The sequence below is a fragment of the Geomonas edaphica genome, assembly GCF_004917075.1.
Taxonomy (GTDB): domain Bacteria; phylum Desulfobacterota; class Desulfuromonadia; order Geobacterales; family Geobacteraceae; genus Geomonas; species Geomonas edaphica.
The window spans coordinates 282357-295487 of sequence record NZ_SSYB01000003.1 but is presented as its reverse complement, the minus strand read 5'-3'; the positions used below and the strand labels follow the sequence as shown (position 1 = coordinate 295487).

The following is a 13131-nucleotide window of genomic DNA, read 5'->3' as shown; positions in this document are numbered from 1 at the left end:
ACGTCGCTCATGGAGGAAACCATGTACATAGTCATTCTCGCCGGGGGATCCGGGACCAGGTTCTGGCCCCTGTCCCGCAAGAGCACACCAAAGCAGCTCATGTCGGTTTTCGGCGGCAAGTCCATGTTGCAGCGGACCGTGGAGCGGGTCCTGCCGCTTGACCCGAAGCGGGTACTGGTGGTAACCAACGCCCTGCAGGCGGCCGAGACCAGGAACCAGTTGGCGTACATAAAGGGCGTCCCTGTCGACGTCATCGAGGAGCCGGTAGGCCGCAACACGGCGCCTGCCATCGGTCTTGCCGCCTCGATCATCGCCCGCTTCGATCCCGACGGCATCATGGCGGTATTGCCGGCCGATCACTACATCGTCGACGAGGAGACCTTCAGGGCTACCCTGGTTGCCGCACGTTCCGTCGCGGTGAGCGGCGCCCTGGTGACGCTCGGGATCACGCCGACGCGACCCGAGACCGGCTACGGCTACATCGAGGCCGCCGTCGCGGGAAATTCCGGCGCCGCTTCCGTCGAGCGCTTCGTGGAGAAGCCGAACATCGAGCGGGCGATGGAGTTTCTGGCGAGCGGGCGTTTCTACTGGAACAGCGGCATGTTCGTCTGGGGCGCCTGCGCCATACTGGACGAGATCGGGCGACACATGCCGGAGCTCTCCCTGGCGCTGGCACGGCTCAGCTTCGAGTCCCACGTCTGGGAGATCGCCGATCTCAAACCCCAGATCGCCGAGATCTACGCCGCCATCAAGGGGGAATCCATCGACTTCGGCGTCATGGAGAAGGCGAAGGACGTGCAGGTGATACCGGCGTCGTTCGGCTGGAGCGACGTCGGTTCCTGGAGCGCGCTCCCCGAGGTGATGGACGCCGACACGGCGGGACACGTGGTGATCAACGCGAGCGGAGCGGTATCGGTGGGCGCGAAGAGATGTCTCGCCTACGGCGGCGGCAAGGTGGTGGCGCTCGTCGGGGTAAGCGATCTGATCGTGGTGGACACCCCGGATGCGCTTCTTGTCTGCGCGAAGGATGCAGCCCAGGACGTGAAGAAGGTGGTAGAGGAACTGGAGCGCCAGGGGAAGGTGGAACTGCTTTAAAACGTTCAACGTTCAGCGTTCGACGTTCAAGGGAGTTCCTCCTCTAATTCCAGCATCATCATGCTTTCTGAGTGTTACGAAGCGACTAGATGCCGTACCGTTGCAGGCCGATGACAGGGAACCGTTGTCGAACGCTGAACGCTGAACGTTGAACGGGTTTACGAGGTTTTTATGTTTGGCTGGACCGGAAAGTTGCTGCACGTCGATCTCACCCGCGGCACCTGCGAGCGCAGGGAGATCCCCACTGAAATCCTGCACGCCTACCTCGGGGGACGGGGCCTGGGCGTCCGCCTCATGCGCGACTTCTTCCGCCTCGATCCCTTCGATCCGGAGATGCCGATCATCTTCGCGGTAGGTCCCCTTTGCGGCACCAACTCCCCCACCGCGGCCCGCCTCGCCTGTGTTTCCCGCTCACCACTCACCGGCACGATCTACGACTGCTCGGCCGGAGGACGCTTCGCCTGGCGCTTAAAGGCCGCGGGCCTCGACGCTGTCTTCATCACCGGCCAAAGCGACCGACCCGTCTTCCTCGCCATCGACGGCGCACGCACCGAACTCCTCCCCGCAGGGGCCCTCTGGGGGAAGGGGGTGAAGGAGACCGTGGCCTCCCTGAAGGAGCGCGGCTCGGTAACCGCCATAGGGCCTGCCGGGGAAAACGGCGTCCTCTTCGCCAACATCATGATGGGGGAGGGGAACTCCATCGGCCGCGGCGGCCTTGGCGCCGTCATGGGAGGCAAAAGACTTAAGGCGATCACGGTGCAGGGAGAGGGGACCACGCCGGTCGCAGACCGGGAGCGCTTCGAAGCCGCCCGCGGCGATGTCATGCGCCTCTTCCGCGCCTCGCCGGTCATCTTCGGGGAGCTCGGCATATCCGAGTACGGCACGCCTGCCCTGGTCGACCTGATGGCGCAGCGTCGTATGGCCCCAACCGAGAACTTCCGCGCCACCTTCTTCGCCGACTCGGGAAACTACTCCGGCCCGGCGATAAAGAGGGAGTGCGGCGCCAAAAAAGAGGGGTGCTACGGCTGCCCGATCCAGTGCAAGAAGGCGAGCGCTCAAGGTGAGGCGCTCCCCGAATACGAGACGGTGAACCACTTTGGCGCCCTGAACGGCATCTCGGATCTGCACGCCATCGTGAGGGCGAACTCGCTTTGCAACGAGCTCGGTATGGACACCATCTCTGCGGCGGCCACGCTTTCCGCTTTCGGTGAGGCACGGGGACGCTTCCCGGACCCCACGGAGGTTGCGACTCTTCTAGCCGACATCGCCTGCCGCAGGGGAGAGGGGGAGCTTCTGAGTCTGGGGTCGCGCCGCGCCGCCGAGCATCTGGGGCGCCGGGAGGTTTCCATGTCGGTGAAATCCCTGGAGCTGCCGGCCTACGACCCGCGCGGCGCCTACGGCATGGCGCTCGCCTACGCGACCTCGAACCGCGGCGGCTGCCACCTGCGCGCCTACCCCATCTCGCACGAGATCCTGAGAAAACCGGTCCCGACCGACCGCTTCTCCTTCTCGGGCAAGGCCCGCATCATCAAGATCGCCGAGGATGTGAACGCCGCGGTCGACTCCCTCGTCGCCTGCAAGTTCGCCTTCTTCGGCGCAACGCTCGAGGAGTACGGCGAGCTCCTGACAGCGGTGACCGGCGTGGAGTACGGACCGGAATTGCTCAAGACAATCGGGGAGCGCATCTACCTGACCGAGCGTTTCTACAACTGCGAAAACGGCTTTTCCCGGGCCGATGACACGCTTCCGGAGCGCTTCTTCACCGAACCGGGGAGCGGCGGCGAAGGGATCGACGTTCCACCCGTGGACCGGGAGCGCTTCTCGGAGGAGCTGCAGAAGTACTACCGGATCCGCGGCCTCGACGAGAACGGCTCTTTCGGCGGCCGCAACATCCTGGAGGAGATCCCCTAAACAGGGAGCGAAGTGAGAGATGCGAGACCAGATCGATAAATACATGGGAAAACTCCTTGCCGACCGTTCCGCCTGCCCCGACGGCATCGCCTTCGCCGCGCAGGATGACGTCCTCATCACGGCGGGCGCGCCGGGGCTTGCCGAACTGGCGGGAAACACGCTTTCGCGCCTGAACTCCCTGGCGCTCGTCGCCGCGCGCCCCTCGCTCCCCTTTGCCGATTTCCTCATCGCACGCACTGACGCTGAGGAGGAGTGCATAGTCCCCCAGGACACCGAGACGCGGACCTTCCTGCACGACATCCCCTTCCTACGTCAAAAGGACCTTTCCGGCGATCCCGCCCCCGTACTTGCCAAGCTGCTAGGCAACCGGAAAGGGGTGATCGTGGAAGGGGTGGGGATCGTCGCCGTCGGCGCCATCACCGTGGAGCAGGCCTTCATCAACTACTCCTCGGTGTTCCATTCCACCTTCGTAAAATACCTGCAGGACGTGCTGGCCGACGGGTTCAGGCTTCCGGGCGAGCGGGAGGCGTTCGAGGCGTTCCGCAGCCAGTGGCTTAGGCCTCTCTCGGCAGCAGGGCTCGATTTCGTCCCGTCGTTGCCTGGGGATAAAGAAGCGATTCTGGCCGAGATCGAGCGGGTGGGACGCTACACCGTGGAACGCGGCCTCGTCGACTCCTTCTTCGGCAACATCTCCGCCGTGGCGGGAGAGCTCATCTACATATCGCAGACCGCCGCGAGCCTCGACGAACTGAAAGGGTGCATTGACCCGGTTCCCGCCGACAACTCCTCGACCACCGGGATCACCGCTTCCAGCGAACTTTTGGCGCACCGCAAGATCTACGAACAGACCGGCTCACGGGTGATCCTGCACGGCCATCCTAAGTTCGCCGTGGTGATGAGCATGCTGTGCGACCGGAAGAAAGAGTGCAGCATCAAGGACTGCTGGAAGGACTGTCCGCACGTGCGCGACCTGGGCGGAACGCCGGTCGTTGCCGGCGAGATCGGCGCCGGGGGGCTGGCAAAGCGCGTCCCTCCGGTGATCGGAGCGAGCGGGTCCGCCATCGTCTACGGGCACGGCGTCTTCACCCTCGGGCGCGAGGGATTCGGCGAGGCCTTTGCCACCATGGTCGACGTCGAGAACTTCTGCCGGGAGGAATACTTCCGGCGGGTGGAAGAAATGCTTTAACGCAAAGACGCAAAGGCGCGGAGACGCAAAGAAAGCCTTCAAACCTGTTCTCATGCATCAGCGTGTGACGCAACAAGTCCGGAACGCTCAGCGTCCTCCGGATTACGCCTTTCAACCCTGACTTCAGGTTTTCTTCGCGTCTTTGCGGCTCCGCGTCTTTGCGTTGAGTCTTGATGCTTTTGATTTTTTGGAGGGATTTTGTCTGAAAAGAAAAACATAGCCCGCGCCGCCGGCGTTTTGGGCGCTGCCACCATGCTGTCCCGCATCATGGGGATGATCCGCGACATGGTGGTCTCCCGCCTGTTCGGCGCAGGCCTCTACACGGACGCCTTCTTCGCCGCCTTCCAGATCCCCAACATGCTGCGCCGCTTCTTCGCCGAAGGTGCGCTCACCTCGGCCTTCGTCCCCACCTTTTCCGAGTGGCATACCACGAAAGGGGAGGAGGAGACCAGGGCGCTCGCGAACGTGTGCTTCACCGCGCTCACCATCGTGATGGCGGCCGTCACCATCCTCGGCATCATCTTTTCGCCGCAGCTCGTGCACCTGATGTTCCCCGGTTTCTCCGGCAACCCCGAGAAACTCTCGGTCACCATCCTGTTGAACCGCCTCATGTTCCCGTACATCTTCTTCGTTAGCCTGGTTGCGCTCTGCATGGGGATACTGAACACGTTGCGCCACTTCTTCACCCCGGCCATCTCCACGGTGTTCCTGAATATCTCAATGATCCTCTCGGCCCTGCTGCTGCACGACCGCTTCCAGGTCCCCATCGTGGCGCTTGCCGTCGGCGTCCTCATCGGCGGTGTCCTGCAGCTTGCACTGCAGCTCCCCGTGCTTTACCGGATGGGTTTCCCGATCCGCCCGAACTTCAACCTGAACCACCCCGCGTTGAAACGGATCACGCTCCTCATGGGACCGTCGGTGTTCGGCGTCGGCGTCTACTACCTCAACATCACCGTCGGCTCCATCCTCGCCTCCCTGCTCCCGGAAGGTAGCGTCTCTTACCTTTATTACGCCCAGCGGCTCTTCGAGTTCCCCCAGGGGATCTTCACGGTGTCGGTGGCCCAGGCGGTGCTTCCCTCGATGAGCCGGCAGGCCGCGGTGGGGGATATGGACGCCCTCAAGGAGTCGCTCAATTACGGGGTGAGGCTCACCCTCTTCATCACCATCCCGGCCATGGTCGGGCTCATGTTCTGTGCCACCCCCATCTTCTCGCTCCTCTTCATGGGCGGGGCCTTCGACTACGCTAAGGCGCAAAAGTGCGGCGTCGCCCTTTTGTACTACTCGATCGGCCTCACCTTCGTTGCGCTCGTGCGCGTGCTGGTCCCGGCCTTCTACGCGCTGAAGGACACGAAGACCCCGGTTACCACCGCCTTCATCGCCTTCCTGCTGAACTTACTCTTCAGCCTGCTCCTGATGGGGCCCATGCTGCACGGGGGGCTGGCGCTCGCCTCTTCCCTCTCGGCGCTCGGCAACATGCTGCTGCTCCTGTGGTTCTTGAGGAAAAAGATCGGTCGCTTCGGTGGGGGGGCGATCACCGTGTCCGCCCTGAAAGGGATCGCCGCTTCGGTGCCGATGGCCGTTGCCGTGTACTGGATCATGGGCCTCATCGACTGGTCCATGGCCGGCAGGCGCCTTTTGAAGGGGGGCGTACTCGGGGGAGGGGTGCTGGTGGGGATCGTCGTCTTCCTTGCCGCCTCGCACCTTTTGCGTTGCGACGAGGCGCGGGACGTGGTCGCCCTGGTGAGGAAAAAGCTGCTAAGAAGATAGACCGGGCATGACTAGAACCGGACGCGCAAGAACGTGCAGATTCCGCTGGAAAGAAAGGGGGACGAAATGGTATCGTCTCCCTTGTTCTTTGTGGCATGTCACGGATCTTGCGCGTTTTTTTATGGAGTCGACCTATGAAACAGGAAGCAGCAGCCACCGCCTGGAGCATTTACGAGAGCGCCGCCGGTTTCGGCCTTGTCGCGGCAAGTAGTAAGGGGCTTTTGGCCCATCATCTTCCCTATGGTCTGAAGACGCACGCCGATGCGCTCGAGGCCGCCGGCATGTCCCATCCGCTGGCGAAAGAGGGGAGCGATTTGACCCGGGCCGCGGCCGCGCTCCTAGAGCGTTACTTCCGCGGCGAGCAGGTCGGTTTCGACCTCCCCCTGGACCTGACCGGCTTCACCCCCTTTCAGCGGGAGGTCTACCGGATGGTCGCCGCGATACCTTACGGAACGGTGCAAAGTTACGGAGAGGTGGCGGGCGCCTGCGGAACACCGAGGGGGGCGCGGGCCATCGGCGGCGCCATGGCGAAGAACCGGCTGCCGATCATCATCCCCTGCCATCGCGTGGTGGGGGCGAGCGGAGTCATGACCGGATTCACCGCCCCGGGAGGGATCGATTCCAAGCGGGAGCTTCTCATGATGGAAGGGGTAAATGTCGTGGTCGGAGGGGGCGTGATTCGGTAGAATTCCTACACTTATGCACAGGATTTCCACCATGGCTTTAAGCCTAATTAGGTTGGACTAATTTTGTTGGGGGTGATAATCCTCAAATGTATACAAAAATTTGTAAGTAGCTGTTTTTTCGTTCGAATATCAGCGTGGCCAATATTTATGCAGAACGCGGAAAGTGCTTAAAAGGCGTAGGTTTCTAAAATTGTCAACACCGTTATCCACACCTTTTCCACAAAATGTGTGGATAATTCTCTGGTCCTCCAAAAACATTAACTAGATTCAACGTTTCTCCATTTTCTTGGCCTCTTCCCAGAGCCGGTCCATCTCCTCGAGGCTTGTGTCCTGCAGCCGTTCCCCCCTGCCGTGCAGGGTGTCCTCGATGTGGCTGAAGCGACGGGTGAAACGCTGGATGGTCTTCCTCAGGGCCTCCTCCGGGTCGATCGCCATGAACCTCCCGAGGTTCACGATGGCAAAGAGGAGGTCGCCCAGCTCCGATTCCATCTCCTGCTGGTCCCCGGCCGCCATCGCCTCCTGGAATTCCTGCAGTTCCTCCATTACCTTGGCGAAGACCTGGTCCGTGTGCTCCCAGTCGAAGCCGACCCGCGCCGCCTTTTCCGTGATCTTATGCGCCTTCATGAGCGCAGGGAGGTGCGGCGGGATGCCGGAGAGGGCCGATTTCCGCTCGTCTCCCTTTTCTCCCTTCTTGATCTTCTCCCAGTTCTCCACCTGCGCCGCACTGCTTTCGATCACCTGGTCACCGAAGACGTGGGGGTGGCGACGCACGAGCTTCTCGTTGATGGCGTCGAGCACCTCGTCCATGGTGAAGGCGCCGCGCTCCTCGGCGACCGCCGCGTGAAAGACCGGCTGCAGGATCAGGTCCCCCAACTCCTCCTTCAAAAGCGCGTCGTCCTTGGCGTCGATCGCTTCGATCACCTCATAGGACTCCTCCAGGAGGTAGCGCTTGAGGGAATCGTGGGTCTGTTCGGCGTCCCAGGGGCATCCCCCCGGTGCGCGCAGCTGGCGCATGATCGTCATGAGTCGGTCGAAGCGGTCTTGAATGGTTTCGGTGGACATGGATGGTTCTCCGGAAGGAATTATTCCCTCCCCCGGCGGGGGAGGGCAGGGGAGGGGGAGTCTGGAACTACTTGAGCCCGCTTAGGTAGTCGACCAGGGAGTCGATTTGTTTCTTCGAAAAGGTGTCGTAGGGGGGCATGGCGGTGCCGGGATAGACCTTCGACGGCTCCCGGATCACGCGTTCGAGGAAGCGACGGTCGCGCGCGCTCCCCACGTGGGTGAGCGCGGGGCCGACCGCTCCCCCCTTGTCTCCAACCACGTGGCAATCCCGGCAGCGCTCGTTGAAGAGTGCCTCCCCGTAAAGTTCCAGCTGCGCCGGGGACTTCTTCTGCTGCGGAGCCTGCGTCTCCTCGTGCCTGGAACAACCGGCGGCAAGCGCGGTCGCCATAACCGCTACGAGTAGGCACCTATTCATGGCGGCCTCCTATTTACCCTTCATGTAGGCGGCGAGGAACTGCTCCTTGTACTCGACGAAGCGGTCTTCCTCGATCGCGGTCCGGATCTCGGACATCATGTTCAGGTAGAAGTGCACGTTGTGGATGCTTGCAAGGATCGCCGAGAGCACCTCGTTCGAGGTGAACAGGTGGTGCAGGTAGGCCCTCGTGAAGTTGCGGCAGGTGTAGCAGGTGCAGTTCGGCTCGACCGGGTAGAAGTCGCGCCGGTAGTTCTTATTCGTTAGCCTGATGCGGCCGCGGTTGGTGAAGAGGGTCGCGCTCCTCGCGTAGCGGGTCGGGATGACGCAGTCGAACATGTCCACGCCGCGCTCGACACTCTCGAGGATGTCCTCGGGAAGGCCGACGCCCATGAGGTAGCGCGGCTTGTCCTCGGGAAGATGCGGCGCCGTGTAGCCGACCACCTGCTTCAAAAGTTCCAGCCCTTCACCGACGGATACCCCGCCTATGGCGTAGCCGGGGAAATCCATCTTCACGAGCGCCTTGGCGCAGCGCTTTCTGAGATCCTCGAACACGCTCCCCTGCACGATGCCGAAGAGGTACTGGTTCTCGCGTTTGTGCGCCTCGCGGCACTGCTTCGCCCAGCGTATCGTCTTCTCGGTCGAGCGCTCCGCGTACGCCTTGTCGCAGGGGTAGGGGATGCACTCGTCGAAGTTCATGATGATGTCGGCGCCGAGCGCCTCCTGGATGGCGACCGCCTTGGCCGGGTCGAGGAAGATCTCCTCGCCGGTGTCCTCGTGGCGGAAGAAAACCCCCTCCTCGGTGATCCGTTTCTTCGGCAGGGAGAAGACCTGGAACCCGCCGGAGTCGGTGAGGATCGGGCCGTCCCAGCACATGAACTTGTGCAGCCCCCCCGCCTTTTCCACCAGGGCCTCGCCCGGGTGCAGGTGCAGGTGATAGGTGTTGGATAGGATGATCTGCGCGCCGGTCTCTTTGACCTGGGCAGGCGTCATCGCTTTCATGGCGGCGTGGGTTGCCACCGGCATGAATATAGGAGTCTGGATCTCGCCGTGTGCGGTTTTTACTACGCCCCGGCGCGCGGCGGACCTTTTGTCTTTCTTCAGTAGTTTGTAAATCATGAACCTTCCATTGCTTATCGTGTTTTACTGCGGACTGTTATCCTAATTAGCAGAGAGGGGTGTAAAAAGCAACAGCAACGCCGCGTAAGCGGAATTTCAAAACATGGTTAGTGTGATTTAGAGGGGGCTAACTTGCTTGAACCATTAATTGTATGCTGTATACAAAAAACTGTTGCATTTTCGTATAACGGCATTTAATATGCGCGTCTATCAACCCGCCGATTTTTGTGCTATAGATACCATCCGAAGATGCTCATGTGAATTTAATAAAAGGAGAAAAGCTATGCAGACACTGATCCCGTGGCGAGGTCCTCCATCCCCTGAAGCGGAAGCCGCGAGTCCGCCCCGTCATCGGGTCTTCGGGACTTGTACTCCTCCGGTGTACGCAAGCATTTCCACCATCTGATTCAATAGATAAAAAGGCAAAGGGACAAAAAAACATGCGAATCTTAACTAGCTCTGTGGGAAGAAAGATCCTGATGTCCATCACGGGTCAGCTCCTGATCCTCTTCATCCTGATCCATCTGATCGGCAACTCCACCATCTTCTTCGGCCCCAACGGCATCAACGCCTATGCTGAGCACCTGCATAGCCTGCCGCCGCTCGTCTGGGCCTTCCGCCTCTTCATGGGCGCAGCCATCGCCGTTCATATCTGCTACGGCGTCATGCTGACCCTGGAGAACAAGGCTGCCAACCCCGGCGCCTACGCGGTGAAGAAAAACCTCAAGGCGAGCTTCGCCTCCGAGAACATGATCTGGACCGGTCTGCTCGTTCTGGCCTTCATCGTGTACCACCTGCTTCAGTTCACCGTGCATGGCACCCCCGACGTCGTTATCGGCCTCGACTCTGCGAACCGTCCGGACGTCTTCAGGATGGTGGTCACCAGCTTCGGCAACGGCCTCATCGCACTGGCCTACGCCTTCGCCATGATCATGCTGTTCCTCCACCTTTCCCACGGCATCCCGAGCTTCCTGCAGACCATGGGTTGGAACAACGAGAAGACCATCCCGGCCTTCGGTACCGGCGGCAAGGTTATCTCCGCCGTTCTCATGCTCGCATACATCTCGATTCCTGCCGTCATCCTGGCTGGCTTATTGAAACTTTAGGGGGTTCAAGTGATACTCGACGGAAAATGTCCGAAAGGACCGATTCAGACCTCGTGGGACAGGCACCGCTTCGACCTGAAGCTGGTTAACCCCGCAAACAAGCGTAAGTACAAAGTTCTCGTTGTAGGCACCGGCCTGGCCGGTGGCGCAGCCGCAGCTACCCTGGGTGAGCTCGGCTACAACGTCGAAGCCTTCTGCTACCAGGATAGCGCGCGCCGCGCCCACTCCATCGCAGCACAGGGCGGCATCAACGCCGCGAAAAACTACCCGAACGACGGCGACAGCATCTACCGCCTGTTCTATGACACCATCAAGGGTGGCGACTTCCGTGCCCGTGAGGCTGACGTCTGGCGTCTGGCCCAGGTGTCCAACAACATCATCGACCAGTGCGTCGCACAGGGCGTCCCGTTCGCCCGCGACTACGCAGGTTACCTGGATAACCGCTCCTTCGGCGGCGCCCAGGTCTCCCGTACCTTTTACGCCCGTGGCCAAACAGGTCAGCAGCTCCTTCTGGGCGCCTACTCGGCTCTTTCCCGTCAGGTGAAGGCCGGCACCGTGAAGCTCTTCGCCCGTACCGAGATGCTCGACCTGGTCGTGGTTGACGGCGAGGCTAAAGGCATCACGATCCGCGACCTCATCACCGGCGAGATCCGTACCCACGTGGGTGACGCCGTGGTGCTCTGCACCGGCGGCTACGTCAACGTGTTCTACCTCTCCACCAACGCGATGGGCTGCTCGGTCACCGCGAACTGGCGTGCCCACAAAAAGGGCGCCTTCTTCGCCAACCCCTGCTACACCCAGATCCACCCGACCTGCATCCCGCAGCACGGTGAGCACCAGTCCAAACTGACCCTCATGTCCGAGTCGCTCAGAAACGACGGGCGCTGCTGGGCTCCGAAGAAAAAAGGTGACAACCGTCACCCCAACGACATCCCGGAAGACGAGCGCGACTACTACCTGGAGAGGAAATACCCCTCCTTCGGTAACCTCGCCCCCCGCGACATCGCCTCGCGTGCGGCCAAGGAGCAGTGCGACGACGGGCGCGGCGTCGGCCCCGGCGGCCGCGGCGTGAACCTCGACTTCTCCGATGCGATCAAGCGCGTGGGCGAGCACACCATCCGCGAGCGCTACGGCAACCTCTTCGAGATGTACGAGAAGATCACCGACGAGAACGCGTACAAGCAGCCGATGCGTATGTACCCGGCTCCGCACTACTCCATGGGCGGCCTCTGGGTCGACTACAACTGCGAGAGCAACGTACCGGGCCTCTTCGTCCTCGGCGAGGCTAACTTCTCGGTCCACGGCGCGAACCGCCTGGGCGCTTCCGCGCTCATGCAGGGCCTCGCCGACGGCTACTTCGTCATCCCCTACACCATCGCGAACTATCTGGCGAAGACCAAGCCGGGTGCCGTGAAGGAAGACCACCCCGAGTGCAAGAAGTCGGTTGAGGACGTTAAGTCCTACAACAACCGCCTGCTCAACATCAACGGCAAGAAGACCGTCTCCGAGTTCCACCGCGAGCTGGGCAAGATCATGTGGGAGAACGTCGGCATGGCGAGGAGCGAAGAGACCCTCAAGGACGCCATCAAGCGGATCCCGGCCCTGCGCGAAGAGTTCTGGAAGAACGTCAAGGTCACCGGCAAGGGCGAAGAACTGAACCAGCAGCTGGAGAACGCCGGCCGCGTTGCTGACTTCCTCGAGTTCGGCGAGCTGATGGCGAAGGACGCACTGCACAGGAACGAGTCCTGCGGCGGTCACTTCCGCGTCGAGCACCAGATGCCCGACGGCGAGGCGAAGCGTGACGACGAGAACTACTGCTACGTTGGAGCCTGGGAGTTCAAAGGTGTCGACAAAGAGCCCGAACTGCACAAGGAGCCGTTGACGTTCGAGAACGTTCATCTGGCGGTAAGGAGTTATAAATAATGAACCTCACACTACACGTATGGCGCCAAAGTGGTCCCAATCAGCCGGGCAAGCTCGAGCAGTACGATGCCAAAAACGTAAGTCCGGATCAGTCCTTTCTGGAGATGCTTGACGAAGTGAACGAGCAGCTGATCAAGGAAGGGAAGGACCCGATCGTGTTCGACCACGACTGCCGCGAAGGTATCTGCGGTATGTGCTCCCAGGTCATCAACGGCGTGCCGCATGGCGGTCAGGAGCGTACCACCGTCTGCCAGCTGCACATGAGGAACTTCAGCGACGGCGACACCATCTACATCGAGCCGTGGCGCGCTCTCGCCTTCCCGGTCATCAGGGACCTGATCGTCGACAGAAGCGGCCTCGAGAAGATCATGCAGGCCGGTGGTTACACCTCCTGCCACACCGGCGGTGTTGCCGACGGTAACGCCATCCTCGTCCCGAAAGTGGATGCGGATTACGCCATGGACGCCGCCGAGTGCATCGGCTGCGGCGCTTGCGTCGCCGCCTGCCCGAACGGCTCGGCGATGCTCTACACCTCTGCTAAGGTGGCGCAGCTTGCCGCACTGCCGCAGGGCAAGGCTGAGGCTGCACAGCGCGTCTGTGCCATGACCGACGCTATGCAGGAAGCAGGTTTTGGCAACTGCTCGAACCACTACGAGTGCCAGGCCGCGTGCCCGAAAGGTATCAACGTCAAGTTCATCGCAAGGCTGAACCGCGAGTACCAGAAGGCGCTGTTCAAGTAACAAGCAGCTTATGCATCAAACAAGGGGCGGAAGGGAAACCTTCCGCCCTTTTTATGTTCGTGATCAGGGTGTGCTTGCACCCCGCCTCTCTGGGTGCCATTCATCCACAACCTATATCTTTCGA

At 61.3% G+C, this 13131-nt stretch carries 11 protein-coding genes; 8 read left to right on the top strand and 3 right to left on the bottom strand.

Features of this window, described 5'->3' with window-relative positions; all coding sequences use genetic code 11:
* Window positions 1–21 precede the first annotated feature (21 nt).
* The 5 genes from E8K79_RS10385 to E8K79_RS10365 all read left to right on the top strand — a co-directional run bounded on the left by E8K79_RS10385 (window position 22) and on the right by E8K79_RS10365 (window position 6645).
* Window positions 22–1095, top strand: a complete 1074-nt coding sequence (locus tag E8K79_RS10385; protein ID WP_136514680.1) for a mannose-1-phosphate guanylyltransferase — start codon at window positions 22–24, stop codon at window positions 1093–1095.
* Window positions 1096–1266: 171 nt separating this feature from the next.
* Window positions 1267–3006 carry an aldehyde ferredoxin oxidoreductase family protein gene (locus E8K79_RS10380; RefSeq protein WP_136514679.1) on the top strand — a complete coding sequence of 580 codons (1740 nt, stop codon included), beginning with the start codon at window positions 1267–1269 and terminating at the stop codon, window positions 3004–3006.
* Between the two features lie 19 nt (window positions 3007–3025).
* Window positions 3026–4192, top strand: a complete 1167-nt coding sequence (locus tag E8K79_RS10375; protein WP_136514678.1) for a class II aldolase/adducin family protein — start codon at window positions 3026–3028, stop codon at window positions 4190–4192.
* Window positions 4193–4390: 198 nt separating this feature from the next.
* Complete coding sequence (murJ, locus tag E8K79_RS10370; protein ID WP_136514677.1) at window positions 4391–5959, top strand: murein biosynthesis integral membrane protein MurJ; 1569 nt, start codon at window positions 4391–4393, stop codon at window positions 5957–5959.
* Between the two features lie 134 nt (window positions 5960–6093).
* A complete protein-coding gene (locus tag E8K79_RS10365) occupies window positions 6094–6645 on the top strand; it encodes a methylated-DNA--[protein]-cysteine S-methyltransferase (RefSeq protein ID WP_136514676.1) in 552 nt (183 codons plus the stop codon).
* 267 nt (window positions 6646–6912) lie between these two features.
* On the opposite strand, the gene mazG is transcribed toward E8K79_RS10365, so the two are convergent.
* The 3 genes from mazG to tgt form a co-directional block, all read right to left on the bottom strand.
* Window positions 6913–7707 (bottom strand): nucleoside triphosphate pyrophosphohydrolase, encoded by a 795-nt coding sequence (gene mazG, locus E8K79_RS10360; protein WP_135870538.1) that lies wholly within the window; start codon window positions 7705–7707, stop codon window positions 6913–6915.
* A 67-nt stretch (window positions 7708–7774) separates the two neighbouring features.
* On the bottom strand, window positions 7775–8122 hold the full coding sequence (locus tag E8K79_RS10355) for a c-type cytochrome (RefSeq protein WP_136514675.1): 348 nt from the start codon (window positions 8120–8122) through the stop codon (window positions 7775–7777).
* Window positions 8123–8131: 9 nt separating this feature from the next.
* Complete coding sequence (gene tgt, locus E8K79_RS10350; RefSeq protein ID WP_135870540.1) at window positions 8132–9238, bottom strand: tRNA guanosine(34) transglycosylase Tgt; 1107 nt, start codon at window positions 9236–9238, stop codon at window positions 8132–8134.
* Between the two features lie 440 nt (window positions 9239–9678).
* On the opposite strand from tgt, the gene E8K79_RS10345 reads away from it, so the two are divergent.
* The 3 genes from E8K79_RS10345 to E8K79_RS10335 are packed head-to-tail and all read left to right on the top strand — an operon-like array spanning window position 9679 to window position 13007.
* On the top strand, window positions 9679–10344 hold the full coding sequence (locus tag E8K79_RS10345) for a succinate dehydrogenase cytochrome b subunit (RefSeq protein ID WP_135870541.1): 666 nt from the start codon (window positions 9679–9681) through the stop codon (window positions 10342–10344).
* A 9-nt stretch (window positions 10345–10353) separates the two neighbouring features.
* Window positions 10354–12267, top strand: a complete 1914-nt coding sequence (locus tag E8K79_RS10340; protein WP_136514674.1) for a fumarate reductase/succinate dehydrogenase flavoprotein subunit — start codon at window positions 10354–10356, stop codon at window positions 12265–12267.
* Window positions 12267–13007: a succinate dehydrogenase/fumarate reductase iron-sulfur subunit gene (locus E8K79_RS10335; RefSeq protein WP_135870543.1), complete on the top strand. Its 741-nt coding sequence runs from the start codon at window positions 12267–12269 to the stop codon at window positions 13005–13007. The genes E8K79_RS10340 and E8K79_RS10335 overlap by 1 nt, the downstream gene beginning before the upstream one ends.
* Window positions 13008–13131: the final 124 nt, after the last annotated feature.

Coding starts and splice junctions, on each gene's coding strand:
- E8K79_RS10355 (WP_136514675.1), bottom strand. CDS start 8,122: ATGAATAGGTGCCTACTCGTAGCGGTTATGGCGACCGCGCTTGCCGCC.
- E8K79_RS10365 (WP_136514676.1), top strand. CDS start 6,094: ATGAAACAGGAAGCAGCAGCCACCGCCTGGAGCATTTACGAGAGCGCC.
- E8K79_RS10345 (WP_135870541.1), top strand. CDS start 9,679: ATGCGAATCTTAACTAGCTCTGTGGGAAGAAAGATCCTGATGTCCATC.
- E8K79_RS10335 (WP_135870543.1), top strand. CDS start 12,267: ATGAACCTCACACTACACGTATGGCGCCAAAGTGGTCCCAATCAGCCG.
- E8K79_RS10375 (WP_136514678.1), top strand. CDS start 3,026: ATGCGAGACCAGATCGATAAATACATGGGAAAACTCCTTGCCGACCGT.
- tgt (WP_135870540.1), bottom strand. CDS start 9,238: ATGATTTACAAACTACTGAAGAAAGACAAAAGGTCCGCCGCGCGCCGG.
- E8K79_RS10385 (WP_136514680.1), top strand. CDS start 22: ATGTACATAGTCATTCTCGCCGGGGGATCCGGGACCAGGTTCTGGCCC.
- E8K79_RS10380 (WP_136514679.1), top strand. CDS start 1,267: ATGTTTGGCTGGACCGGAAAGTTGCTGCACGTCGATCTCACCCGCGGC.
- mazG (WP_135870538.1), bottom strand. CDS start 7,707: ATGTCCACCGAAACCATTCAAGACCGCTTCGACCGACTCATGACGATC.